This is a genomic window from Oricola indica, assembly GCF_019966595.1.
In the GTDB taxonomy this organism is placed as follows: Bacteria; Pseudomonadota; Alphaproteobacteria; order Rhizobiales; family Rhizobiaceae; genus Oricola; species Oricola indica.
Window position 1 is genome coordinate 185,223 of the sequence record NZ_JAINFJ010000006.1, and the last position, 24,616, is coordinate 209,838.

Annotated in this window: 23 protein-coding genes; 15 read left to right on the forward strand and 8 right to left on the reverse strand. The window is 61.1% G+C overall.

Annotated features, from left to right (window positions below):
• The first annotated feature begins 2 nt into the window (after positions 1–2).
• Positions 3–551, forward strand: a complete 549-nt coding sequence (locus LC343_RS16600; RefSeq protein WP_223478278.1) for a hypothetical protein — start codon at positions 3–5, stop codon at positions 549–551.
• Between the two features lie 21 nt (positions 552–572).
• Here LC343_RS16600 and LC343_RS16605 read toward each other — a convergent pair whose 3' ends face one another.
• Positions 573–1,040, reverse strand: a complete 468-nt coding sequence (locus tag LC343_RS16605) for a MaoC family dehydratase (RefSeq protein WP_223478279.1) — start codon at positions 1,038–1,040, stop codon at positions 573–575.
• A 474-nt stretch (positions 1,041–1,514) separates the two neighbouring features.
• Between LC343_RS16605 and LC343_RS16610 the strand changes: the two genes are divergently transcribed.
• From LC343_RS16610 to LC343_RS16620, 3 genes are all read left to right on the forward strand, one after another.
• Positions 1,515–2,501, forward strand: coding sequence for a DUF2156 domain-containing protein (locus LC343_RS16610; protein ID WP_223478280.1), 987 nt, complete (start codon positions 1,515–1,517; stop codon positions 2,499–2,501).
• A gap of 301 nt (positions 2,502–2,802) precedes the next feature.
• Positions 2,803–3,885 carry an ABC transporter ATP-binding protein gene (locus LC343_RS16615; protein ID WP_223478281.1) on the forward strand — a complete coding sequence of 361 codons (1,083 nt, stop codon included), beginning with the start codon at positions 2,803–2,805 and terminating at the stop codon, positions 3,883–3,885.
• Positions 3,878–4,594, forward strand: coding sequence for a hypothetical protein (locus LC343_RS16620; protein WP_223478282.1), 717 nt, complete (start codon positions 3,878–3,880; stop codon positions 4,592–4,594). The genes LC343_RS16615 and LC343_RS16620 overlap by 8 nt, the downstream gene beginning before the upstream one ends.
• On the opposite strand, the gene LC343_RS16625 is transcribed toward LC343_RS16620, so the two are convergent.
• The 6 genes from LC343_RS16625 to LC343_RS16650 form a co-directional block, all read right to left on the reverse strand.
• On the reverse strand, positions 4,591–5,433 hold the full coding sequence (locus tag LC343_RS16625) for a carbohydrate ABC transporter permease (RefSeq protein ID WP_223478283.1): 843 nt from the start codon (positions 5,431–5,433) through the stop codon (positions 4,591–4,593). The genes LC343_RS16620 and LC343_RS16625 overlap by 4 nt on opposite strands.
• Positions 5,430–6,314, reverse strand: a complete 885-nt coding sequence (locus tag LC343_RS16630) for a carbohydrate ABC transporter permease (protein WP_223478284.1) — start codon at positions 6,312–6,314, stop codon at positions 5,430–5,432. Before LC343_RS16630 ends, LC343_RS16625 begins: the two co-directional genes overlap by 4 nt.
• A 67-nt stretch (positions 6,315–6,381) precedes the next feature.
• Complete coding sequence (locus LC343_RS16635) at positions 6,382–7,662, reverse strand: extracellular solute-binding protein (RefSeq protein WP_223478285.1); 1,281 nt, start codon at positions 7,660–7,662, stop codon at positions 6,382–6,384.
• Between the two features lie 51 nt (positions 7,663–7,713).
• A complete protein-coding gene (gene arfA / locus LC343_RS16640) occupies positions 7,714–9,222 on the reverse strand; it encodes an arabinosylfuranosidase ArfA (RefSeq protein WP_223478286.1) in 1,509 nt (502 codons plus the stop codon).
• A gap of 110 nt (positions 9,223–9,332) precedes the next feature.
• Complete coding sequence (locus tag LC343_RS16645) at positions 9,333–10,256, reverse strand: ArsR/SmtB family transcription factor (RefSeq protein ID WP_223478287.1); 924 nt, start codon at positions 10,254–10,256, stop codon at positions 9,333–9,335.
• A 289-nt stretch (positions 10,257–10,545) separates the two neighbouring features.
• Positions 10,546–12,129, reverse strand: a complete 1,584-nt coding sequence (locus LC343_RS16650; RefSeq protein ID WP_223478288.1) for an IclR family transcriptional regulator domain-containing protein — start codon at positions 12,127–12,129, stop codon at positions 10,546–10,548.
• Positions 12,130–12,337: 208 nt separating this feature from the next.
• Between LC343_RS16650 and LC343_RS16655 the strand changes: the two genes are divergently transcribed.
• From LC343_RS16655 to LC343_RS16700, 10 genes are all read left to right on the forward strand, one after another.
• On the forward strand, positions 12,338–13,075 hold the full coding sequence (locus LC343_RS16655) for a ribonuclease activity regulator RraA (RefSeq protein ID WP_223478289.1): 738 nt from the start codon (positions 12,338–12,340) through the stop codon (positions 13,073–13,075).
• Complete coding sequence (locus LC343_RS16660) at positions 13,072–13,536, forward strand: nuclear transport factor 2 family protein (RefSeq protein WP_223478290.1); 465 nt, start codon at positions 13,072–13,074, stop codon at positions 13,534–13,536. Before LC343_RS16655 ends, LC343_RS16660 begins: the two co-directional genes overlap by 4 nt.
• Positions 13,536–13,835: a YciI family protein gene (locus LC343_RS16665; protein WP_223478291.1), complete on the forward strand. Its 300-nt coding sequence runs from the start codon at positions 13,536–13,538 to the stop codon at positions 13,833–13,835. Before LC343_RS16660 ends, LC343_RS16665 begins: the two co-directional genes overlap by 1 nt.
• A gap of 102 nt (positions 13,836–13,937) precedes the next feature.
• The gene (locus tag LC343_RS16670) at positions 13,938–15,461 is read left to right on the forward strand and encodes an aldehyde dehydrogenase (NADP(+)) (protein WP_223478292.1); all 1,524 of its coding nucleotides are present in this window, start codon (positions 13,938–13,940) and stop codon (positions 15,459–15,461) included.
• An 82-nt stretch (positions 15,462–15,543) separates the two neighbouring features.
• Entirely contained in the window at positions 15,544–16,512 is a 969-nt protein-coding gene (locus LC343_RS16675; RefSeq protein ID WP_223478293.1) for a C4-dicarboxylate TRAP transporter substrate-binding protein, read from the forward strand.
• Between the two features lie 60 nt (positions 16,513–16,572).
• A complete protein-coding gene (locus LC343_RS16680; protein WP_223478294.1) occupies positions 16,573–17,061 on the forward strand; it encodes a TRAP transporter small permease in 489 nt (162 codons plus the stop codon).
• On the forward strand, positions 17,061–18,347 hold the full coding sequence (locus LC343_RS16685) for a TRAP transporter large permease (protein WP_223478295.1): 1,287 nt from the start codon (positions 17,061–17,063) through the stop codon (positions 18,345–18,347). The genes LC343_RS16680 and LC343_RS16685 overlap by 1 nt, the downstream gene beginning before the upstream one ends.
• Position 18,348: 1 nt before the next feature.
• Entirely contained in the window at positions 18,349–19,161 is an 813-nt protein-coding gene (locus LC343_RS16690; protein ID WP_223478296.1) for an NAD-dependent epimerase/dehydratase family protein, read from the forward strand.
• A complete protein-coding gene (locus tag LC343_RS16695; protein WP_223478297.1) occupies positions 19,158–20,246 on the forward strand; it encodes a mandelate racemase/muconate lactonizing enzyme family protein in 1,089 nt (362 codons plus the stop codon). Before LC343_RS16690 ends, LC343_RS16695 begins: the two co-directional genes overlap by 4 nt.
• On the forward strand, positions 20,246–21,067 hold the full coding sequence (locus tag LC343_RS16700) for an aldose epimerase family protein (protein ID WP_223478298.1): 822 nt from the start codon (positions 20,246–20,248) through the stop codon (positions 21,065–21,067). Before LC343_RS16695 ends, LC343_RS16700 begins: the two co-directional genes overlap by 1 nt.
• A gap of 1,050 nt (positions 21,068–22,117) precedes the next feature.
• Here LC343_RS16700 and nagA read toward each other — a convergent pair.
• Positions 22,118–23,209 carry an N-acetylglucosamine-6-phosphate deacetylase gene (gene nagA / locus LC343_RS16705; protein ID WP_223478299.1) on the reverse strand — a complete coding sequence of 364 codons (1,092 nt, stop codon included), beginning with the start codon at positions 23,207–23,209 and terminating at the stop codon, positions 22,118–22,120.
• 108 nt (positions 23,210–23,317) lie between these two features.
• On the opposite strand from nagA, the gene LC343_RS16710 reads away from it, so the two are divergent.
• Positions 23,318–24,601, forward strand: coding sequence for an ABC transporter substrate-binding protein (locus LC343_RS16710; protein ID WP_223478300.1), 1,284 nt, complete (start codon positions 23,318–23,320; stop codon positions 24,599–24,601).
• Positions 24,602–24,616: the final 15 nt, after the last annotated feature.

Genomic DNA, 24,616 nt, shown 5'->3' on the forward strand with positions numbered 1-24,616 from the left:
ACATGCTGGACACGATAGCCGCCAGAATGGCGAAGGAAGCGGGCGTACGGCCCGTCGCGGATTTTGGCGAGGTTCATGCGGGCAAAGTCGGCCACACAGATTGCACCGTGCTCGCCGGTCTCGAATCCTGGAGCGGGTGCGAGTTCATGCGCATCACCGTCGTGCATACGCGCGGCAGGACATCGCGACGGACGCGTGTCATCAAGTGGCCCTATGCAAAGGGCGATCCCCGCGCGCTTGGACCGGTTCTGCGCGATCTCGATGCGTTTCTGGATGCGCCGACAACCGGTATTCTGACCGATGACCGCGGTGCGGTCGGCCGGGTTTTCGACCGGCTCACGCGGACGGACTATCTCGGCCGGTACGATTTCAGATCGCCGATCGATGAGCCATACGAGAATTCCCTCGATGGCACGGTCGTCCGGTTCTGGGATCAGACCGAGGCGACGCTGACGGCGCGGCGGCCGGGACGCGGGTTCATCTTCGGGCAAATGCCGCTCGCGGCGATCGGCGAGGTCGCGAAAGCGCTTCGCGCATATCAGCAGGGCTGACGACCGGCCGTACCTGCCGTGTCAGTCGCGTTCCAGAATGGACATGGTGATCCATGTCGCGGTCAGGGCAGGCTTGACGCTGTTCTCGATCTCGATCTTGACGTCATACGTGTTGAGAACACGGCCCGACGGGCGAATGTCGGCTTTCGTCAGAATGAAAATGGCACGGATGCGCGATCCCGTGCGCACGGGCGCCATGAAACGGACCTTCTCGAAACCGTAATTGATGCCCATCACCGATCCCACGAGGGTCGGCAGGGCCTCGAAGGCCAGGGTCGACAGCATGGACAATGTCAGGAAGCCATGCGCGATGGTGCCGCCATAGGGCGTTTCCTTCGCTGCGCGCTCGGGATCCTGATGGATCCACTGGTGGTCATTCGTCGCGTCCGCGAAACGGTCGATCATGTCCTGGGTGACGGCGCGCCATTCGGACCGGCCAATCTCGGTTCCGACTGCGCCGGGGATTTCGTCGACGGTGATTGTCTTCATGTTGATTGCGAACGCGCTTTCCCTGCTGAGAGCCTCATGCCTTACGCATCGCAGGGTTGGCGATCAACCCCAAGACCTGTGGACAGGGCCGGCGCGATCCGATCCCTGATCGCGACATGGGGGCAAACGGTGGGTTGCCCCTGCCGAATCCGGTCTTCGAACGCGCTGAGAAGCCTCTGCCAAACCGGTGTCGCCAACCCGCTCGAGATCGGTCATAATCGTGCACGATTTATGTCGTGTTGGTTGCATTCTGTTTGAAACGGCAGGTTATCCCTCGATGTTTACCGATCTGAGTTTCCAGAATTACGAGGCGCCAGCAGTATTTTTGGTGACGCTGTCGGGCGGGCTTTGATGATCTGTATGGTCGTGAAGAGATTGCGGTCGTCTTGTTGCCGGGAAATGCACTGGTTGCTTCCGGCACGGGTTCCCCGCGCTTTCGCTCCGCATTGCGAACGATCCTGAGCTCGCCGCGCGATGGAGACTATCCCGGAGGACATTCGCTACAGGTTGCTTGAACAGCATGGCGGATTCGCTCTCGCCTATTCGGTCGCATTCCAGCCGGAGCTTTCGCATTTCGGAGACGAGCGGGGTTTCCTGTCTTACTGCAAGGTCGGAAATACGGCGTTCGTACTTGCTGATCCGATTGCCGACCGCGCCCGACATGAGGAACTGATAGACGCCTTTATCGCCGCGCACCCGGATGCCGTCTTTTGCCAGGCATCCCTGAATACGGCGGAAATCCTTTCGCGGCGGTCCTTCTGGGTGAACCAGTTTGGATGCGAGAATATCATCGATCTCGACACCTATTCCTTCGATGGTCCGAAACGGCGCAGTTTCCGGACTGCTTCAAACCGGTTTTCCGCCGGCGGATACCAGGTGCGGGACATGTCGTTGAGCGACCTCGATCCCGCTGACGTGCGGGCAATCTCGGATCGCTGGCGACGCACGAAAGTGACAAAGCGCCGGGAGTTGCACTTTCTCGTTCGCCCCGTAGTGCTAGCCGACGAACCGGGCGTCAGAAAGTTCTTCCTTCTCAACCGCGATGGCGAGCCGGAAGGATTCGCCTTCTTCGATCCGGTTTTTGAGAAAGGACGGATAAAAGGCTATCTCTCGACGACACGGCGCTGGTTGCCGACGACGGATTCGCTTGCTTCCTATTTCATGGTTCGCACCGCGATCGAGACGTTTCAGTCCGAGGGCGTCGCAACGCTGAACCTCGGTCTCTCGCCGTTTCACCACATCGAAGACAAGGTCTTTCAAAGGAACCGGTTGGCAAGGCGCGCCTTCAGGTTCATGTACCGCAATTCTCTCACAAACCGCTTCGTCTACCCCGTGCGAAACCTCGCGAAACACAAGGCGAGTTACGGCGGTGTCGAGAGCCAGACCTTCTATGCCTTCAACACCTTGCCGAGCATACCCAGGCTGCTGAAACTGATCCGGGCCTGCCGGATCATCACTTAGGCCGCCCGGAGGAGGCTTCCATGAAGGAATCCGGCCTGTCGAAACAATCGCAGAGCTACTTGTCATCGAGTGAATCGGGTTCGCAATGGCGAACCGAATTGCACTTTGGCAAGCGGCGGTATGCCCCCGAGGCTGTCTCGCATTGAAACGCCACAAGCAGGTCGTCTCGCCGATGCGTGACGCCCGTGACCGATGACCCGTTGGTCGCCGAGCCGGAAAGCGGTGTAGTGCGAACAGTTAAATACCTTGACTCTGGATGTGTACCCGAAAAAGTGGTTTCATGATCGCTCGGGAGGAGTTCATGGCGAATATCGAATTGGCGAATGTGTCGAAGAGTTTCGGCAGCGTGAAGGTCATCGACGACCTGTCGCTGGTGGTTCATTCGGAGGAGCTTGTCGTTTTTCTCGGTCCTTCGGGGTCGGGGAAGTCCACGCTTTTGAGAATGATCGCGGGCCTCGAGACAATCGACAGCGGCACGCTGACCATCGGCGGGAACAGATGCGAGCAACTCGCGCCGGGCCAGCGTGGCGTCGCCATGGTGTTCCAGAACTACGCGCTCTACCCGCACATGACGGTCCGCGATAACATGGCGTTCGGGCTCCACAATATCGGGATGTCCAGCAGCGAAATTGAGCGTCGGGTCAAGGACGCGGCGCGTATCCTCGAGATGGAGGAACTGCTCGAACGGCGGCCGTCGCAGCTTTCGGGCGGGCAGCGCCAGCGCGTTGCGATCGGCCGTGCCATCGTGAAGGAGCCGAAGGCTTTTCTTTTCGACGAACCGCTGTCCAACCTCGATGCGGCCTTGCGCGTGCGCACCCGGGTCGAACTGGCGGAACTTCATCAGCGCATGAAGGCGACGATGATCTACGTCACCCATGACCAGACCGAGGCCATGACGCTCGCCGACCGTATCGTCGTCCTGAACAACAGGCGGATCGAGCAGATCGGGACGCCGATGGAGGTCTATCTGCGACCGGCTTCGCGATTCGTGGCCGGCTTCGTCGGCAGCCCGGGGATGAATTTCCTGAAAGCTGACGTGGCGGCGAGCGACAACACCGTGGCACGGCTTCCCGACGGGACGGAAGTGCCGCTTCATGTCGACCATCCCGGCTCTGGCGCTTACGAACTCGGCATCCGTCCTGAAGGCATACGCGTGGCAGGTGCCGGCGGCGATCCAGCCACCACCCGCGCCACTGCCGGGGTCGTTGAACGGCTCGGCGAACGGACGCTGATCCATTGCGCCTTGCGGGACGGCAGCGAACTCATCGCGCAGGACAGCGGCAAGTCCGAAGTGGCTCCGGGCGACGACATCGATCTGACCTTTGATCCGTCAGCCGTGCACCTGTTCGATCAGTCGGGCCAAGCCTACCACGCCCATGGGTGAGCGCGGCGATCCGCGCATCGCCCTGGCGTGGGAGAACAACGCCGATCTCTACGAAATTGTCTTTAACGCCAACGGTTTACGCTATTGGCGCGAAGAACGCGCGTTCGTCGCAATGGACCCGCCGCCTCCATACTATTCGGACCTAAGTCTCCTGCCGCGAGCGGATACGAGCGACGCATTGGACGCCATCCGGACGCGCCTGACGCGGAATCCGGACCCTTTCTCTGTCAAGGACGGCAACAACCGGCTCGATCTGGCCCCGCTCGGCTTCCGTGTCCTGTTCGACGCATCCTGGGTCCGGGCGGATGGCGATGCGATTTCACACGCAGACGAAGGATGGATGCGGATCGAAACGTCGCCCGCCCTCGAGCACTGGGAGACTGCGTGGAACCGCGGCGGATCACCCGCAGACCGGCGTATCTTCGTGCCCGACATCCTGAATGACCCGCGGATCGCCATATTCGGGCGCGCGGACGGCGTGGGCTTCTTGGCCGGGTTCATCGCCAACCGGTCTTCGGACTGCGTTGGCCTCTCAAACCTGTTTGGCCGTCCGGACTCGGAGGTAATTGCCACCGCGGCCGCTTTGTCCTCCGATTTCGGGGACGGACTGCCGGTCGTCAGCTATTCCAGCGGCGATGAACTCACGGCAATGATGCGATACGGATTTCAGGAACTCGGGCCGCTCAGGATCTGGATTAAAGACCTCTAGCCCTTGATGCCGGCCGATAGCGTGATCGCTTCGGTCACCCTGCGTTGGAACAGAAGATAGGCCAGTGCGACCGGCAAGCCCGCCAGCACCGCGGCGGCCAGTTCGCTCGCATAGTAGACGCCAAAGCTGTCATTCGTCTGCGTAATACCGACCGTGATCGTCATCATGTCGGTCTTGGTGACCGCGAGGAACGGCCACAGGAATGCATTCCATGCCCAGATGAAGGTGACGATCGACAGGGCCGTCGTGACACCCCAATTCATGGGGATGTAGACCTTGAAAAGGATCCGCCATTCCGACGCGTTGTCCATGATAGCCGCTTCGCGGAAATCATGCGGAACCTGGTCGAAGAATTGCTTGTAGACGATGATCACGACCGGATGGATGAGCTGCGGCAGGATGATACCGGCCCAGGTGTTCAGAAGGCCCATATTGGCCATCAGCACGAAGTGGTTGATGATCAGCACTTGGGTCGGCACCATGAAGCTGGCGAGGATCAGCCACCACAGCGGACGCCTGAGCGGGAAGCGCAGCTGCGAGATCGCGTAGCCCGCGAAGACCGATGTGCCGACGGTGAGAACCGTGACGCCGATCGCGGTGGCGATCGAGTTCACGTACCAGTAACCGATTTGCGTTTGCGTCAGGGCGAATATGTAGTGCTCGAAAGTGAGTGTGTCGGGCCAGAGTTCGATGTAGGACCGTACGACCTCGTCGTCGGGCTTCAGTGAGCTGACGATGCCCCAGTAGATCGGAAACGCCCAGATCATGGCGCAGATCACGGTAATCGCGGTGATCGCCGCGCCGGCGGCGTTGAAACGGCGGGCGTTGGCGGCGTTCATCGGTTGCGGCCCCCGCTTAGCCGCATCAGCTGGAAGTTCAGCACCGACACGATGATGACCATGATGAAAAGCACAACCGCCACGGCAGCGGCGCGGCCGCCCTGGTCGGACTGAAACGCGCGCTGGAAAATATAGTAGACCATGACGAGGTTGTCGTTCGGCCTGCCGCCGGTCGAGAACAGGTAGACCTGGTCGAAGATCTTGAGCTGCACGATCAACTGGATCGTCAGCACCAGCGACGTGACCGGCCAAAGCAGCGGCCATGTCACCTTCCGGAACGTGGTCCAGCGCGTGGCGTTGTCCAGCGACGCGGCCTCGTAGATTTCGCGCGGGATGGCGCGCAGTCCGGCGAGGAACAGCAATACGGAAAAACCGCAGGTCCACCAGACCGTGACAAAGGCGACCGCCGGCATGAACCAGGCTGTCACCTTGAAGATCGGCACCCGGTCCATGCCGAAGAAGTCGAAGAGATGCATCGCAATGCCGAACTGGAAATTCAGCGTCCAGTCCCACAGGCGATAGACCACGGATACGGGCAGGATGTAGGGCAGGAAGAAAAGCGCCAGGACCAGCGCCTGCAGCCGCCCCGACAGCCGCGTCACACCCAGCGAAATGCCGAGCGCCACCACTGTACCCGGGATCACGGTGAGCAGGACGAAATAGGCGGTGTTCCAGAACGCGGTGTCGAAGCGTCGATCGCGCGGCAGCCGTTCGTAATTGTCCAGCCCCACAAAGTCCCCGCCGCCGATCAGCCCGGCGTCGGTGAACGAAAGCAGGAACATCTGCACGGTCGGATAGATGAAGATCAGTGCGTAGACCGCGACGAACGGTGCGATCAGCAAATAGGCGACCAGCGCTTCTTTTCCGGGATTACGGATCAATTTCCTTCCCCTGCGCCGCTAAATGGAAATCCGGGGCGACACAAAGGCCGCCCCGGCCGGGAGTAACCTACTGCATGTCGTTCAGTTCATACTGGATTTCCTCGACCGCCTCGGACGGTTCCATTTCGCCGTTGAGCGTCGGCACAAAATAGGTCGACATGACGTCGAAGATCGGGCCGGCGACCCCGGCAAGCGGCGTCTTCGGGTCGAATATCATGTTCTCGGTCAGGCTGGAGTAGGTGGCGTTCGGTTCCATCGCCTTGTACTCGTCGGACGCCGTGACCGGGCCGTAGGCCGGGATGTGTCCGGCGGTTGCCCAGAACAGCGAATTCTTCGAGATCCAGCTCATTACTTCCAGAACCGCCGCCCGTTTCTCGGGCGTCATCTCCTTGCCCTTGTTGGCCGGAATGGCGAAGGCGTGGCTATCGGCATAGGTCGACGCATGGTCGAAGATCACCGGCAGTTCCACAGCTCCCCATTCGAACAACTTGCCCTGCTCGTGCAGGTCGGTCATCGTCGGAACTTCCCAGACGCCGTTGATCATCATCGCAGCTTCGCCGCTGGTGAACAGCGCCACGGTGGCGGGATAGTCGGTGTAGGTGGATTGCAGGCCCTCATTGGTCCATTCGGCCAACACGCCCAAGGCGTTCTGCAGCTTTTCCTTGTTGTCGCCGGCAAGGAACTCGCCGTCGGTCATCAGTTCGCCGTCCTGCTGGCCCATCAGGGAATAGATGGTGCGGAACATGAAGTTGCCGTCGGCTGTCACGCTGCCAAGCGGGAACTTGACGGAACCGGCATCCTTGAGCGCCTGCAATGTCGCGGTGAAGCCCTCGCGGCTATCGATGCCCTTTGGCGTTCCGTCGTCGTTGAGAAGGCCTGCCTCGGCGAGCACGTCCTTGTTGTAGTAGAGAACGATGGGGTGGGTATCGAGCGGCACGGCGTATTGCTTGCCGTCGATCGTCACGGCATTCCAGGTCGCATCGGCATAGTCGTCCTCGGACAGGCCCATCGTGGCCCAGTCGTCGGCGGTGATTTCCTGCAGGATACCCTGGTCGACGGCCAGCGGAATGCGGCTGGCATGGTAGGTCATGATGTCCGGCGCCTCTCCCACGGCAGCCGAAGTCTGGACCTTCGAGTAGAACGGAACGCCCCATTCCAGCGTGGTCGCGTCGATGGTGATCTCGCCTTCATGCGCGGCATTGAAATCCGAGATCATCTGTTTCATGCGCACGCCGTCGCCGCCGCCGAGAAAATCCCACCAGACAACGGTTTCCTGCGCCTGCACGGATGTGGTCATCAACGCCGTGGCGACCAGCGCAGTTTTTGCAAAGCTACTGTAGTTGAACATCTGCTTCTTCCTCCCTGGGTGTGCGGCCTCCCAGCCGCGGTAAAGTCTTTCCTAGAGCTGCACCCTGATCATTGAGTAGGAATGCTGCGGTACGGTGACCGCGACCTTGCCGCCGGAGATCGAAGCTCCTCCCTTCGTCTCGGGCTTCACGTTTTCAGGGTTCGCCTCGGTATTGGTTGCTTCGAGATCGTCATGCTTGATCAGCGTGTGCTCGATAGATTTCGCCTCCCCGAAACCTTCGACGGAAATCTCGATATCCATCGGCTCCGCGCCGTTTCGGTTGACGGCGAAGAAGGTCAGCGTTCCGGCATCGCTGTCATGGACGCCGGCGATATCCAGATAGCTGACGCCGCTTGCTATGTCGGCGTCGTAGGACGGGCAGTCCACATCGAGCTGAAGCGCGGTGCCGCGCCCGAAGCGCGAGGCGAAATGGAAGGGATGGTAAATCGTCTGCTTCCACGCGCCGCCGCCGGGCGAGGTCATGATCGGCGCGATGACGTTCACGAGTTGGGCGATACACGCGATGCGGACCAGGTCCGAGCGCCGGATGAAGGTGTTGAGGATGCAGCCGACCTGCAGCACGTCCTCAAAATTGTAGATGTCCTCCAGAAGCGCCGGGGCATGGGGCCATCCCCATTCCTTCATGCGTTTCGCGTCGTTCTTGCGCTCGTGGTACCAGACATTCCATTCGTCGAAGGAAATCTTGACGTCGTGCTTCGCGCGCCGCTTCGCCTTGACGTAATCGATCACGCCGCCGACCGTGCCGATATAGCGGTCGAGTTTCTCCGGCAGGGCGAGATACTCCGCCGTGTTTTTCTCGTAGTTCTCGAAATACATGTGCAGCGAAATGAAATCGACCTGATCGTAGGTGCTTTCCAGCACCGTCGCTTCCCACTGCGGATAGGTGGCCATGTCCGAATGCGACGAGCCGCAGACAATCAGGTCCAGCTTGTCGTCGAATGCACGCAGCGCTTTGGCCGTCTCGTTGGCGAGATGGCCGTATTCCGCGGCGCTCTTGTGTCCGACCTGCCAGGGGCCGTCCATCTCGTTGCCGAGGCACCAGAGCCTGACATCCCACGGGTCTGCCCGACCGTTCTTCTTTCGAAGGTCGGACCAGTAACTGCCGCCGGGATGGTTGACATATTCCACGAAGTTGCGGGCGTCATCGAGCCCGCGCGAACCGAGATTGACGGCCAGCATCATCTCGGTGTTGGCGGCTTTCGCCCATTCGGCGAATTCGTGAATGCCGACCTGGTTCGATTCCGAGGTATGCCACGCCAGGTCCAGCCGGGTCGGGCGTTCGTCCTTCGGCCCGATGCCGTCTTCCCAGTTGTAAGCCGAGACGAAATTGCCGCCCGGATAGCGGCAGATGGGCGTGTCCAGTTCACGAACGAGGTCGATGACGTCGCGGCGCATGCCGTTTTCGTCGGCTGTCGGGTGATCGGGTTCGTAGATACCGGTGTAGACCGCGCGCCCCAGATGTTCGAGGAACGATCCATAGAGGCGGTTGTCGATATCCGCGATCACATAGCGCGCATGCGCCGTGACGTGTGCCTCCACGCCGCTCCTCCCATATTTAAAACACAAAATCCGGTTTGTACCGGCTATTGCGTTAGAGTAAGCGTGAGGAGCGGAGCTTAGTCAAGCCCAATTTCGAGGGGTTCACCCCCTCAGGTGGTGATGCGCAGCACGATATCCTGGTCGTAATTGCCGAAGCCCTTGCCGAAAATGTTCATCCCTCCGGGATGTTCGGCGTCTTCCTTCACGCCGATCCGCATGCGTATGGATCGGTGGTGGTCGATCTGCAGATCGTCGAGCGTCACGTCGGAAATCTGAACGCCGTCGATGAAGCTGCCGCTGCCGTTGATCCGCCAGTTCTTCAGCTTCCCATACTGCGATCCCGCGAGCTTCCACCAACTGGGCGTATGAACGCCGCGCTTGTCTCCGAAGTCGCCCGGTGATGTCCACGTCCCGATTTCGACGCCGTTGACCTGCAGGAATATGTCCGACGGCCAATCGGCCGCCGTGCCCGGCACCTCCGAACTCAGCTCCATGGAGAATTCCAGCGCTGTCGGCTTCGTGCGGTTGAGCTTGGTATTGTTCGGGAACTGGTACTCGACATATCCCCTGGTGAACCACAGCAAACCGGCCTTCATGCGATCCGGCTCGAGGAAGGTGTTGGGCACGTCGAGCAGTCCGATGACGCCCTCCGCCGAGCACAGGCCGCACGGCGCCGTCACCTCGCAGGTCGTATAGAGGCCAAGCGGCATGGAGACTTCGATCGAGCCATCTCCCGCCTCCTTGAGGTCGTCGTGAAAGCCCACCAGGATCTCCGAAAAGGCCGTCCGGCAAACCTTCTGGCTGCCCTTGCGCGCCTTTCTGCTCTCCGTCGTCACGAGGCCTACGTCCTCCAGCACCTGGAGGTTGGAGGAAACCGTCGATTGCGGAAGCCCCAGCCGTTCGGCGATCTGGTTGACGTTCTTCTCCTCGCCGTCCCGAAGGAGCTTGAGAATGGAAATGCGAACCTCGCTGGCGAGTCCCCGTATGAGGTCGGGCCGCTCCGATGGATCGACTACAAGGACGTTGCCGCTCATGTCTGGTCCGTGTGATTGATGGAAAATGTTGGATATCAGCATATCTGATATAAATAAAGTGCCGTTGATGAGTCGATCTGTGCCTCAATTTCTTCGCGTCACGCTAACTCGTTGCGAAGATCTGTTCGATCCGCGGTTCCTGCCGTGTCGCCGCCTGATTGCTCAAGCGCAAGCTTGGACTACAGAGCCTGATCGCAGTCCAACGCCTCTATCAGGCTAGGTGCGATCCAGCAGAAGCCATATGGCTTTCGGAGCGGGCGCTCTGGTTACCGGCCCGTCCTCTGGCTACCTAGCGGACGTGCACCTGCAGGAGGTGCCCGGAAAGCGGAGCGGTGGTCAGGTCGTCCTGTGTGAGTTCGTAGCGCGACGAGGTGACGAACAGCGTGCGGTTGTCCTCTCCTCCGCAAGCGATGCCCGTCGGATGCCTAACGGGCAGGGGCAGCGAGGCCTCGATCTCGCCGACCTCGTCCAGTTGCACCACGTTCCAGCCGTCTTTCAAGGCGAGCCACAGTCGCCCCATGCCATCGACGGAGAGGTCCACGGGCTGGCCGGCGGCGCGGGGGATCTCGGCAAAGCGCCGAAGGCGTCGCGTCGGCAGGTGTAAGTGGTAGATCGTACCGGTGTCTTCCAGGCAGAGATATATTTCTTCGTCGTTCAACACGGCAACCCCCGCGATGGGACCGGGAACCTCGACATGATCGCCGAACTGGCCACTCGCCTCGATCCGCGCAAGCGCGGAATGCCGCGCCGGCGATGACAGTCCGGCCCAGAGGGTTTTTCCGACCGTGGCACTCGTGGTCACTCTCGTTCCCGTAACGGCTTGGCTGCGGGACAGGTCCAGGAAATCGATCCTGTCGGGAAAAAAGACCACCGTGCCCCAGTGAGGATGAACGCTGACCGCCCGGATCGGGTCTGCAAAGCCGGCCAGTTCCCTGGTCGTTTCGCCTTGCGTTTCGAAGAGCGCCGGAGCGAAACGGTCCGCCCAGACCAGTCTTCCGCCCATCGCGTCCCACTGTGGAGAAATGCCGTGAAACGCGGGCGCGGAGGTGAGGGCCTGATGTCCATCGACCAGATCTGTCCGCGCCGTGCGGGCGTTGAATATCTCCGAGACCTGCTGGGCGACCGCGGCGACCTCCTTGCCCAGAAACTCGGCGCGTTCCATCGTCATGCGAAAGGTCGGTCCGGCGACAGAGATCGCGGCGACGGGAGCGCCATTCTTGTCGAGGATCGGCGCGCCGACGCAACGGGTTCCCATAAGGATTTCCTCGTCGTCGATGGCGAAGCCGCGATTACGGATGCGGGCAAGTTCAAGCTTGAGGAGTGTGGCGTCCGTGATGGTTTTTTCGGTCATTCGCTCGAGCGGTGAGGGTAGCAAACGCGCCCGCTGATCGTTCGGCAGATAGGCGAGAATCGACTTGCCCTGGCTGGTGCAATGCAACGGCTTGACCGCGCCAGGCTGTGCCGCAGAGCGCTGTGTATGCGCGCCCTCCGACCGTGCGATTGAAAGAACGCCGCCTTCGCGCATGACGGCCAGATAGGCCGTTTCGCCGGAAAGGTCGCGCAGCCGGCGCAATTCCGTCGCCGCGAGGATTGGCAGATCCGAGCTTGCCCACACATTCATCGCCATTTCGACGATCTGGTATCCGAGTGAATAGCGATGTCGGTGGCCGTCCGAACGCACCAGTCCGCGCGCCGAGAGCGCCGCGAGGATGCGGTAAAGCGTCGGCTTCGGGATGCCTGTCAGTTCGGCCAGTTCGGAGCTCTCGATATCGCCTGGCCGGCCGGCGATCATTTCCAGGACATCGATTGCCTTGGTGAGCAGTCCGGTTCCGGCAGGCGTTCTTGCCGGCGGATGGAAGATCTTGTCGTTCACCTTATCCTCCCGCTAAATGTATTACATTATGATATTGTGCTTAATTTATCCGAGCATCAATGCACCCAAAACTTAATGCATATCACATGATGATACAAAGCGATTGCGCTCCGTTTGCCTCCAACTGACCTCGCGGTTACGAGTTTCTCCGAAACGCGAGCCGATGTTGAGGATCCGCTCGCCGCAATAGCAGCAGGAGGAGCAAGCGGTGCAGCCGGCGATCGACATTTCCAGGGATACGTTGGAAAAACTCAAGAAATGCAGCCAGGGCACCCTGACCACCCAGCTTTTCAAGCGCGGCTTTCGGCAGCAATTCCTGGTAGGATTGTCGCCGCTCAATCGCGACGCGGGCGCCTTTGCGGGTGAGGCTTTCACGCTTCGGTTCATTCCGAGCCGCGAAGACAAGGACTGGAGCCTCGAGGACCTGAAGGTTCGCGGTGAGGACAACCTGCAATGGGAGGCGGTCGAGGCAATCGGCGAGGGCCAGGTCATGATGATCGACAGCCGCAACGATCCTTCGGCTGCGTCGGCCGGCAACATGTTGATCACCCGCATGATGCGCAAGGGCGTTGCGGCGGCCGTCACGGATGGCGCTTTCCGCGATGGCGCCGAGATCGGCACGATGCCCTTTCCCGCCTATTGCCGCCTGAATACCGCGACGACGCGACCTGCCTATCACCGGGCAATCGCCATGCAGGAGGCGATCGGCTGTGGCGGTGTTGCCGTCTATCCGGGGGATATCGTTGTCGGAGACGCCGATGGCGTCACCGTGATCCCGCGCGCGCTGGCGGCGGAGATCGCCGAGGACAGCTACGAGCAGGAGCGGCGGGAGCGTTTCATTTTCACCAAGATCGATGCCGGCGCTTCGCTCTTCGGCACCTATCCGGCGGGTCCGGAAACGCTCGAGGAATACAAGGCCTGGCTGGCCGAGGGGAACGACCTGTGACCGCGGCGGCCGCCAAGGCGGAGGCGCTGATCCGCCATTACTTCGACATGTGCAATGCGGCCGATCTCCAGGGGTTGATCGATTGCTTCACGCCGGATGCCGTACACTACTTCCCGCCCGGCTTGCCCGGCGCGCCCTGGCGAGGCGCGAAGGCGATTGCCGAGGGGTGGGGCTGGTGCGTGGAAACCCTGGGCAGCAAATGGACCATCGAAAAGGTGTTGTGCACGGCCGACGGGCGTGAAGGGGTGATCGAGTGGACCCATTGGAAGACCGCGATCGGTGAAGTGCTGCGCGGTGACGAGTGGTACGTGTTCAATGACGACATATCCCGCATCGTGGAGATCCGGGCTTATTACGCCAGTCCGGTGGACAAGAGCGCACCGGTCAACAAGCTCCATGAGTTCGACTACGAGAAGCGCGGCTATCATCTTGGGCCCCCGCTCGTGAAGGGGAGGGCGTGATGGATTTCGCCCTGATCTGTCGGGATGCGCCCGGCCGACTGGCCCAACGCATGGCCGCCCGGGCCGAGCACATGGCCGGCCTGAAGGACGAGAAGCTGGCGGGCACGATTGTCGATGGCGGCGCGATTCTGGACAGCGATGGCGAAATGGCCGGGTCTGTCGTCCTGTGCCGCTTTCCTGACCGGGCTGCGCTGGACGCCTATCTGGAGCGCGAGGTTTACAGCCGCGAGGGCATTTGGGGCGATATCGAGGTCCTTGAGATGCGCTTCGTCGACTGGGGGAGCCTGATGGATGCATGACATGCGCAACATCCCGGCTCGACCGTCCGGGAGAGTCTACGGCGTGCAGAGGTGGCGATCGGTGCCGACTTTCGGGGCGGCGCGGTCCGCGGGGGTATGACAATGATTGACGCGCCTCATGGCCGGAACCTGATCAATGGAGAGTGGGTCGCCACTGACCGGACGTTCATGTCGAACCCGGCCAGCGGGAAGGCGCATCAGGTCTTTGCCGGCAATGCCGGGCTGGTTGATCGGGCCGCACAGGCTGCGGAAGAGGCGTTCTGGTCTTATGGCTTCAGCCGTCGCGAGGACCGTGCGGCGTTCCTGCAAGCGATCGCCAACGAGATCGAGGCGCGCATCGAGCCGATCACGCGGATTGGCTCGCAGGAAACCGGTCTTCCCCTTGTCCGTCTGCAATCCGAATTCGGACGCACCACAAGTCAATTGAGGCTGTTTGCCCGGCACATCGTGGACGGCGCGTATCTGGACCGCCGGGTCGATCCTGCGCTTCCCGATCGCCAGCCGGCCCCCCGGCCTGAAATCCGAATGATGCAGCGTCCCGTCGGACCGGTCGCGGTTTTTGGCGCCTCGAACTTTCCGCTCGCCTTCTCCACGGCGGGCGGCGATACGGCGGCCGCGCTGGCGGCGGGCTGCCCGGTGCTGGTCAAGGGGCATCCCGCGCATCCGGGGACGGGCGAAATCGTGGCCGAGGCCATTCTCGCAGCAATCAAGTCGCAGGGGATTGCGCCCGGCGTCTTCAGCCTGATCCAGGGAGACGACCGCAGCGTCGGCGAGGCGCTTGTGCTGCATCCGCTCGTCAAGGCCGTGGGTTTCACCGGTTCGCTGGCGGGTGGTCGTGCGCTTTTCGACCTTTGCGCCTCGCGCGCCGAACCCATTCCGTTCTTCGGCGAACTCGGATCGGTCAATCCGGGTTTCGTGCTGCCGGCCGCGCTCGATGCGCGGGCGGAAGAGATGGGCCGGGGCTGGGCGGCGTCGCTTACCATGGGCGCCGGGCAGTTTTGCACCAAGCCGGGCATTGCCTTCGTGCCCGCCGGCGATGCCGGTGATGTCTTCGTGGCCGCTGCGGCCGACGCGCTCGCCGCCGTCTCGCCCCAAACCATGTTGACGGACGGAATCGTTGCGGCCTTCTGCGCTGGCAAGAAGGCTTTCGACGACTCCGATGTCATTCGCAAGGTGGTGGCGAACAACGTTCAGGGACGGGCCGCCGGGGCCAGCCTCTACGAGATCTCCGGCGATGCATTCGGCGCGGACGATACGCTCGCTGAAGAGATATTCGGTCCGATAGGTCTCGTGGTTCGCGTGGCGGGCCCGGAGGCAATGCTGCCCCTGGCGCATGGTTTGAGCGGACAGTTGACCGCGACTCTCCAGATCGATGACGGCGACATGCCCCTGGCGGGCCGGTTGCTACCGGTTCTGGAACGAAAGGCAGGGCGCGTGCTCGTCAACGGCTATCCGACCGGTGTCGAGGTCGTCGACTCGATGATCCATGGCGGCCCTTATCCCGCTTCAACGAATTTCGGCGCGACGTCGGTCGGCACTCTGTCGATCCGTCGCTTCCTTAGGCCGGTCGCATATCAAAACGTTCCGCTTGATCTGCTTCCGGAAGACCTGGCTGCATTCTCATGACGGCCAGAACTCCCATGCATTGCGGAAAATTCATCGCCGAAGGGGTTGAGCCACGGCGTACCATCCAGAAGAGGAGGAAAACATGAAACATTTTGTGCTTGCAACCGCGCTCGCGGTCTCTGTGGTGGCGGGGCCTGCCATGGCCGCCGACGTCACGCTGCGGATCGGTTCCGTCCAGGCCGAGAGCGATCCGATCATCAAGGGCTTCAATATCTTCAAGGATATTCTGGCCGAAAAAACGGACGGTCGTATCGAGGTCAAGGTGTATCCGAACGGTCAGCTCGGTGACACGCAGGAACTGATGGACCAGGCGCTGGCCGGTGCCGACGTGGCGGCCTTCACCGATCCCAACCTGCTCGCGGCCTTTACGCCGGAACTGGGTATCATCGGTGCGCCCTATGTTTTCGCGAGTTACGATGAGGCTGATCGTTTCACCTCGTCGGCAACGTTTGACGAATGGGCCGAGCAACTGCGACAGGACAGTGGTTTCGTCACGCTGGCTTTCAACTGGTATCAGGGTCCGCGTAACCTGATGACCAACAAGCCGATCAATGCCAGGGCCGATATGGAAGGTGTCCGTCTGCGCACGCCGGGTGCGCCGGTCTGGGTGGCCGCCGGTCGGGCCCTCGGCGGTGTTCCGACGCCGCTTGCCTGGTCCGAGATCTACTCGGCGCTGCAGCTGGGCGCGATCGACGCCGTGGAGTCGCAGCCCGCCGGCGCGGTAGGCTCGCGCTTCTACGAGGTGACCAAGTATCTGACGAAAACGGAGCACATTCAGCTGATCACCGGAATCGTTGTGGGCGACGTCTGGTGGAGCCGGCTCAGCGCGGAGGATCAGGCAATCGTCGCCGATGCAGCCAAGGAAGCCGGACGGCAGATGTCGGCCATGACCATTGCCCAGATGGATTCGGACTATGCCTTCATGGAAGAGAAGGGCATGACGATCTCCGACATCGACAAGACCGAATTCCGCGCCGCGGCGGAAGCGGAGATCGAGGGGCTTGGCCTGTCTGACGCTCTTGCCGCCGTCCAGGCGGAATTGAACCAGTGACATCATGCCCGCTTCCCGGCCGGGTGGCCGGGGAGCGGGGCTTCTTGAGGGGAGGACGATGTGAACCGCGTCTATAACGCCTTCCGTTTTGCGGAAGTCATCGCTGCGGCCGTTTGCCTGGCCACGGTCATCGGTCTTGTCTTCTGGGCGACCGTGACCCGGTTCCTCGCCACCCCGAATATTTGGGTTATCGAGATCACGCAGATCTTCTTCGCGTGGACATGCGCCCTGTCGGCGAGCATCGCCTTCCGGCGCTCGAGCCATTTTTCGGTGGACCTGTTGAGCGGCTGGCTCCCCGAAGGCAATAAATTCTGGATGGGCATCCTCCGGAATGTCCTCGTTTTCTGCCTGGTCATGGGCGTGGTCTATGTCTCGCTCGACTTCGTTCATCTGTCGCGGCGGCGGCCTCTGCCGCTGACCCGAATTCCGTTTTCATGGGTCGCGGCCAGTATCAGCGTCGCCTTTGCGATGATGGGCGTGACCTGCATCGAGAATATCGCGAGGCTCGTGACGGAGCGCCTCGGTTCTCGTGCAAAGGGAGAATTGTAATGCTCCTTCTCGGCGTCGCTCTGTTTGTCGTGGCCGTGATCCTGGGGCTTCCGGTCGCAATCGCCCTGCTTCTGGCCAGCGCTCCAACTTTTCTGACAGGCGACTATCTGCCCAGCTCCATCGCCGTCCAGAAGATGGTCGCCGCCACACAATCCTATCCGCTGATGGCCATTCCCTTCTTCGTGATGGCCGGCAACATCATGGTTGCATCGGGTATCGCCGGACGTCTTGTGCGTTTCAGCCGGGTTCTTGTCGGCTGGTCGGTTGGCGGACTGGCGCAGATATCGATCGTACTCAGCCTCCTCATGGGCGGTATTTCGGGCTCTGCCGTCGCCGATGCGGCGATGCAGGCGCGTTTGCTGGGCATGCCGATGATCGCCAGGGGGTACTCCAAAGGCTTTACCGCCGGTGTGATCTGTTATTCGTCGATCATCACGGCGACGATCCCTCCCTCCATCGGCCTGATCGTCTACGGCTTTATCGCCAATGTCTCGGTCGGCAAGCTGCTTCTTGCCGGCATCATTCCGGGCATCCTCCTGACGAGTGTGCTCATGGGCTATACCTATTTTGCCGCGCGCAAGCATGGCTATGGGGCCGATGACATGCCTGTGCCGACGCTGCGTGAAGTCGGCAGCGCGGCGCTTAGCGCCTTCTGGGCGTTGATGTTCCCGATTTTCCTTCTGATTGGGTTTCGGTTCGGTCTGGTGACCGCGACCGAGGCGGGCGCCTTCGTGATCTTGTACTCGATCATTGTCGGTGCCCTCATTTACCGCGAGCTCACCTGGGCGAAGCTCTGGGATGCGACCATGCAATCGCTCTCCGATATTGGCATGATCATGCTGATCATTATCGTGGCGGCAGTGCTTGGCTACGTCATCGTTCTGGAACAGGCGCCGGCGCAGCTGGCGGATGCGATCACGCATCTGACCACGAATCCGACGCTTACGCTTCTGCTGATCCTCGGCTTTCTGGTTCTCGCCGGCACGGTGATGGAGGCGACCGTGAATGTCCTGCTCCTGACACCGCTCTTCACACCGATTCTTGTCAATATGGGCTTCGACCCGATCCATTTCGGTGTGCTCATGGTGACGATCGTGACGATGGGGTCGAACACCCCGCCAATCGGTGTTTCGATGTTCACGGTTTGCGGCATGCTCGATTGCTCGGTCAAAGAGTATATTCGCGGCAGCACGCCGTTCCTGCTGGTGATGCTGGCCACCTTCCTGTTGATGGCGCTGGTGCCGGGGATCGTGACCTGGCTGCCGAACACCGCGATGGGGAACTGACATGAAAATTTTGGTGACCGGAGCAAGAGGCATTGTCGGCACGGGCCTGCGCGAAGAGCTGGCCCGCGACCACACGCTGAGGCTCTCGATGCGCGCGCCGTCCCCGGAGTGCGAAGGATACGAGGTCGTCGTTGGAGACATCACGGACCCGGCCGTGATCGAACGCGCCGTCGAAGGCGTGGATGCGATCCTGCATCTTGCGGCCTCGCACGGGGAGGCGATCACCTTCGAGGAAACGCTCGACGTCAACTATCGTGGTCTGGTCGCAATGATGGACGCCGCAGTGCGTCATGGGGTCGGGCAGGTCATTTACACCAGCTCGAACCACGGTTGGGGGTTCTGGCCCCGCAGTTCGACGCCGCTGGCCGAGACCGCGCCTCCGCGCCCTGACGGATGGTACGGCGTCTCCAAGATTTTTGGCGAGGCGGTGATGGCCTATTATGGCGACGCGCACGGCCTCAGTACGACCAGTCTCAGGATCGGTAATTGCGGCTCGGAGGTGCCGGACGAACGCCGCCGGCATATGTGGATCAGTTTCCGGGATCTTGCGCGCCTGATCGGCAAGGTTCTCGAAAGGCGCACGCCGGGGCATGCGGCGCTTTTTGCAACCGCGCCCTGCGAGGCTCCCTTCTTCGATAATTCGGGTCTTGCCAGACATGGTTTCCAGTGCGCGGACCATCCCGATGATCACCTCGCGGACCCCTCCATTCGCGGCGCAGTGCCTGTGTCCGGTATTGCGGGGCTCGCCGTTGGCGGTGGATATGCAGCGGCAAACTTCGCGGCCGATATCAACAAATGGAGATCGGGCGAATGAAGATCGCCGAGGTCGAAACGCTGCTCCTGTCGATCCCGTTCACCGACGGCGGAAAGGGCGAGGGGCTGACCCCCGGAACGTGGAACACGTTGGAGACAGTACTCGTTCGCGTCGTTACCGAAGACGGTATCGAAGGTTGGGGCGAGGCGTTTGGATATTTCTGCGGTGCGGCGGTCAAGGCCATGCTGGACCGTTCGGTCGTACCGCTTCTGATCGGCTGTGAGTTTGAAGACCCGGCCGAGATTTCCGGGATGTTGCAGCGTCGGCTGGCGCTTTTCGGGCGGTATGGCATCACGATCTTTGCCCTGTCCGGGGTCGATCTTGCTTTGTGGGACATCAAGGCCCGCGCGGAACGGGTGCCGCTGCACCGGCTGATCGGGCCGCAGTGGCGCGCGAAAGTGCCGGCTTACGCCAGTCTCGTGCGCTATGGCGATCCGCAAGTCGCCGCCGGTTTCACCGAACGCGCCGTTCGAGAAGGCTATCGTCACATCAAATTGCACGAGATCACGCGCCCGGACATCGAGGCCTGTTACGCGGTCCGCGGTGACGCCGAGATGATGGTCGATGTGAATTGCAGCTGGAGTGCGGAGGAAGCGTGCGACATGGCCGCCTGGCTGGCGGAGCGTGACACATTATGGCTCGAGGAGCCGACATTTCCACCCGAGGACATGACGCCACTTGCCGAGGTTTCTCGTGCGGGGGTCGCCCTGTCGGGCGGAGAGAATCTGTGCACCTCCTGGCAATTTCGCGAGATGATCGCTTCCGGGCTGGTGCGGTATCCGCAACCGAGCGTGACCAAGGTTGGCGGTCTTTCGGAGATGACGAAGGTGCTGCGGATGGCGGAAGAGGCGGGTCTGTCGGTCATGCCGCATTCGCCTTACTTCGGGCCCGGATATTTCGCGACGCTGCATGTGTGCGCCACTTTGCCGGAACCGGTGCTGTTCGAGCACCTTTATGTCTGGCCGGACGCTTATCTCTATGCGGACATGCCGCTTCCCGTCGACGGTGAGATCACCGTTCCCGATGCACACGGCCTCGCTCCTGCGCCAGACGCCGAAACGATCCGTCGCTATCGCATCGCCTGATGCGTGTTCGGCTGGTCAATGGCGGTCTCGAAGTTGAACTCGCGCCCGACCTCGGTGGACGGGTTGCGCTGTTGCGCCATGACGGGCGAGACGTACTTGTGCCGATGGGTACGGAGCCTTTCGATCCGGACTTCTGGCCCAAGGCGGGCGCCTATCCGCTCATCCCGTTCCACAATCGCATAGTCGAAGCGCGGTTGGCGTTTGGAGGTCGAGTCGCGCATCTGCCCGTCCATCCGGAAAGCGCGCCGCATGCGCTCCATGGCATGACCAGCCGGTTCGCCTGGGAGATCGAGACGTGTTCGGAGACTGCCGCAACAATGCGGTTTGACTGGACCGCCTCGCCGGTCTGGCCGTGGTCATTTCGCGCCTGGCAACAGTTCGAACTGACCGGGACTTCATTCGTGCTGACCCTTTCGATCGAAAACCGCGACACAGTGCCGATGCCGGCCGGGCTCGGCTGGCACCCCTATTTCAGGGGTCCGCTGAATATGACGGATGATGCTTCGAGGCTCTGGCCGATGGGTGCGGACTATTTGCCGACCGGGCAAAGCCGCAATGCGCAGCCTGTCGATGCGGAGATGAAGACCCGTTACCTGTCTAACTGGCGCAGGGTGGCTGTCCGTTGGGCCGGGGGAACAAGCATGGAGCTCCGCGCGCGAGGGCTTTCCCATCTTGTGATTCACGCGCCGGACAGCCGCTACACATGCATTGAGCCGGTTAGCCATTTGGCGGGGTTGGTCGATCACGAGATCGAAGGGATGAGTTCCTTGTCTCCCGACGCCGTTCAGACGTCCCAAATTCGCCTTTGCTTTGGCGTTTGACGGAGAGTTTCGGCACGTAAGGATTTATCGGCAGTGCCGGCAATCTGGCGGGGCATCGTCGTGACCTGCCACTTAGCTTTTGTCTCGCGTAGCGGGGTGGACTATTGCTATGCTCAGGAGCGGCGCGTTCGCCTTTTTTCTTTTCGCCGAACAATGTTTGTAGATGGCGCGACAGATGTCCTGCATGACTTTCTGGGCGACTGTTTCTGTGTCGCGGATTTCCGGCTCATCCTCGCTTCTTGAGAGGCTGAGGTGAGCTGGAGGCTCTCCTCCAATCATTGAGCCGATATAATCCGTCAGGCGCTGAACCCGGACAGAGGACAGGCCCATAAACCTCAATCCCAAAGGTCGAAAGCAGACCAACAAATTCCGTCCGGTTGTTCCGATAACAAGCACCCTGCTGCCGTTCCTGCAAAGCCGCGAACTGCGGAGGTTCGTCAATTGGCATGGGAAGCCGATAAAGAGGATCGGTAAGAGGTTCAAAAACTGTCGTAAGAGCCGAAGGCCTCTCCGAAGAAATTGCTCCCTGCAGCCTCCTTCACACGATGGCATTCGAGCTCCGGAAAGATGCTGTACCACCTTGGGAGGTTGAGGGGCTCCTGGGTCACCGGAGACCGGGCCCCACGGAAGTTTATACGCAATTCTCTCCCGACTATCTCTCGTTGGGTCGGGAGGCGATTGATGCGTATTTCGCGGAATTGGGGCTTGAGCTTTCAGCGCCTGCCTATCTGCGTGTCAGGCAAACATTGAAGGCACTCCGCTGAATGCGGAAAACTCAATTTTATCAAGGGGTGGAATGGTGGGCGGTACTGGGATTGAACCAGTGACCCCTACGATGTCAACATTCCGGCCCTACCGGAACTCTCTGCAATTCTGGGAAAAGAGCACTTCGTAGAAGGGCGTTTTAGGCAATTTCGGCATGAGATTGAGGTTCAGAAGGTTCAATGACCCTACCGGGAACTACGTATGCCGAGTGTTTTGACCTGGAGCGGATGTTCGATGACGAACCGGTTTGTGAGCCGGTTGTTCTGAACGGCTAAGCTCAATTTACTATCCGCTGAACTCCGTTCCCCGCAAGATAACTGTCTTCAACTCGAGAGATCCGTCGAGAACTACGAGATCCGCAACCGCACCGGTTACGATACGGCCTCGGTCGCCAAGGCCCAGATACTCCGCCGCAATGGTTGATGTCCTGCGCGACGCCTCTTCCGGCGAAAGCCCGATTTTCACAAGATTGCGGAATGCCTGGTGCATCGTGAGGCTGGAGCCGGCGAGCGTTCCGTCCTCGAGCCGGACGCCATTGCCGCATTTGCGCACATGCTGCGTGCCCAGACGGTAATCGCCATCGGGCATACCCGATGCCGGGGTCGCATCGGTGACGGCATAGACGTTCGGGATGGCCCGGAGAGCCGCCCGAATGGCGCCCGGATGGACGTGCAGGAGATCGGGAATGAGCTCGGCATGGTCCGCATGGGCGAGAGCGGCGCCGACAATGCCCGGTGCGCGATGATGTAGCGGCGACATCGCGTTGAACATATGGGTAACGCCGTGGCGACCGCCCTCGAAGCATTTCGCGGCAGTTTCGTAATCGCAGGACGAATGCCCGATTTGTACGCGGACGCCACGATCGCGCAGCCAGCCTGTCATCGCGCCGTCCGGATCCGCTTCCGGCGCGCAGGTCACCACGCGGATATCAGCAAGCGCCATCAGCCGCTCCATCAGCGCCGTGTCGCCCTCGATCGCGAAGTCCGGCTGCGCGCCGAGCTTCTCGCGATCGATGAAGGGGCCTTCGAGATGGACGCCGAGAATCGCGGCCTCGTTATTCCGCAGGTTGTTTGCGCAATCGTGGACGGAAATTAAAGCTGCCTCGATGTCGCCGAGCGGTGCGGTCATCGTGGTGGCCAGAAAAGATGTGGTGCCGTTTGCCGCGTGCGCGCGTGCGACACGGCTTGGGGCGTCGCCGGCCTCCATCACATCGGCTCCTCCGCCGCCGTGGCAATGCAGGTCGATAAAGCCAGGCAGGATCAGGTTGTCTCCCGCCACGCTGCGCTCCTCGATCCCGGTGATCTGTCCCTGCTCGACCGACACCCTGGCGTTACGGAGGCCGTTCGGCATGAGCACCCGCCCCTCGATGACTGTCATGGCAAATTTTCTCCGAGATGATTTACAGGTGAGTTGTTATGTGGTTATAACCTATTTCAGGATTGGTTGTCACCACCTATCCACGTCACATTCCGAGGGAGAACCGGCATGAACGCAATGACCAAGATCCGCATGGCAGCTTTCGCCGCCACTGTATTGACGCCCTTTGCGGCCGCCGCGCAGGACGTAGAACTCACCTATTTGACGCACTGGGCTCCGGACACCGTCAAGCTGCTCGAAGAGGCTGCAAGCGCCTATAGCGAGCAAAATCCCGGTGTTGCTATTTCCGTCCGCGCGGTGCCATTCGGGGATCTTCTGACGACGATTCGCTCCGGCGGTTCGGGCGATGGACCGACCATCGCGAGCATCTACGATCTTTGGCTTCCCGAACTTGTTCGTGACGGACTTGTCGCGCCTGCACCGGACGCAGTTTCCGGCGAAGTGACGTCCGAGTGGCCCGAGGGCATTGCAGCCGCGGCGGCCGTTGATGGCCAAGTCTACGGCATCCCCAACGAAATCAACGTCTACGCCCTGAACTACAACAAGGCGATGTTCGAGGAAGCGGGCATTTCCGCGCCGCCGAAAACCTGGGCCGAACTCCAGGATGCGGCCGCGAAGCTGAGCACGGACGGTAAGCAGGGCTTTGGCCTGATCAATTCCTGGGCGGCGGGCGTTGTTCATCCCTTCGCATCTCTTCTTGCCTCCAATGGAGGAGCGCTGATCGCCGATGGCAAGCCGCAGCTCGACAGCCAGAAGGCGCTCGAGACGTTCGAACTCTACGAGACCATGATCAAGGAAGGGTACACCGACCCCGCGATGGGAACGTCGGATGCCAACACGACCGGTCCGTTCCTCGACAATTTCGTGTCCGGCAATACGGGTATGATCATCATGGCGAACTGGTGGGAAAGCGCGCTGCGGGCCGGCATGGGCGACGATTTCGCCAATATCGGCACCGCGCCGATTCCGGTCGGACCGAGTGGCGATACGGCGCGCTCGATTTCCTATTCCTGGATGACTGTGGTCAACGCCGGAGCCGAGGACGCGGAACAGGCAGCCGCCTGGGACTTCCTACAGTGGCTGGACGGACCTGATTCCGGCGAGAACGGCGCTTCCGCGATGGCTGGAATCCTGCAGTCGATGGGTATCCTGCCGTCGAGGACCTCCGATGTCGCGGCGTTCGAAGAAGCGCTGGGCCGCCCGTTCCTTGAAGGCTACGTCTCGTCACTCGAGAATGCGCGTGCGTTCCCGGTCGTTCTTGGTGGCCAGGAATTTTCCGACGCGCTCCAGCAGGTGATCGAACAGCTGGAGTATGGACAGATTTCGGCGCAGGAGGCTCAGCAGAACGCACAGGCCGACGCCGAGTCCATCCTCGAACGCGCGCAGCGCTAAGTCGAGGCGATAACC

Coding starts and splice junctions, on each gene's coding strand:
- LC343_RS16600 (WP_223478278.1), top strand. CDS start 3: ATGCTGGACACGATAGCCGCCAGAATGGCGAAGGAAGCGGGCGTACGG.
- LC343_RS16605 (WP_223478279.1), bottom strand. CDS start 1,040: ATGAAGACAATCACCGTCGACGAAATCCCCGGCGCAGTCGGAACCGAG.
- LC343_RS16610 (WP_223478280.1), top strand. CDS start 1,515: ATGGAGACTATCCCGGAGGACATTCGCTACAGGTTGCTTGAACAGCAT.
- LC343_RS16615 (WP_223478281.1), top strand. CDS start 2,803: ATGGCGAATATCGAATTGGCGAATGTGTCGAAGAGTTTCGGCAGCGTG.
- LC343_RS16620 (WP_223478282.1), top strand. CDS start 3,878: ATGGGTGAGCGCGGCGATCCGCGCATCGCCCTGGCGTGGGAGAACAAC.
- LC343_RS16625 (WP_223478283.1), bottom strand. CDS start 5,433: ATGAACGCCGCCAACGCCCGCCGTTTCAACGCCGCCGGCGCGGCGATC.
- LC343_RS16635 (WP_223478285.1), bottom strand. CDS start 7,662: ATGTTCAACTACAGTAGCTTTGCAAAAACTGCGCTGGTCGCCACGGCG.
- LC343_RS16645 (WP_223478287.1), bottom strand. CDS start 10,256: ATGAGCGGCAACGTCCTTGTAGTCGATCCATCGGAGCGGCCCGACCTC.
- LC343_RS16665 (WP_223478291.1), top strand. CDS start 13,536: ATGGATTTCGCCCTGATCTGTCGGGATGCGCCCGGCCGACTGGCCCAA.
- LC343_RS16670 (WP_223478292.1), top strand. CDS start 13,938: ATGATTGACGCGCCTCATGGCCGGAACCTGATCAATGGAGAGTGGGTC.
- LC343_RS16675 (WP_223478293.1), top strand. CDS start 15,544: ATGAAACATTTTGTGCTTGCAACCGCGCTCGCGGTCTCTGTGGTGGCG.
- LC343_RS16685 (WP_223478295.1), top strand. CDS start 17,061: ATGCTCCTTCTCGGCGTCGCTCTGTTTGTCGTGGCCGTGATCCTGGGG.
- LC343_RS16690 (WP_223478296.1), top strand. CDS start 18,349: ATGAAAATTTTGGTGACCGGAGCAAGAGGCATTGTCGGCACGGGCCTG.
- LC343_RS16695 (WP_223478297.1), top strand. CDS start 19,158: ATGAAGATCGCCGAGGTCGAAACGCTGCTCCTGTCGATCCCGTTCACC.
- LC343_RS16700 (WP_223478298.1), top strand. CDS start 20,246: ATGCGTGTTCGGCTGGTCAATGGCGGTCTCGAAGTTGAACTCGCGCCC.
- nagA (WP_223478299.1), bottom strand. CDS start 23,209: ATGACAGTCATCGAGGGGCGGGTGCTCATGCCGAACGGCCTCCGTAAC.
- LC343_RS16710 (WP_223478300.1), top strand. CDS start 23,318: ATGAACGCAATGACCAAGATCCGCATGGCAGCTTTCGCCGCCACTGTA.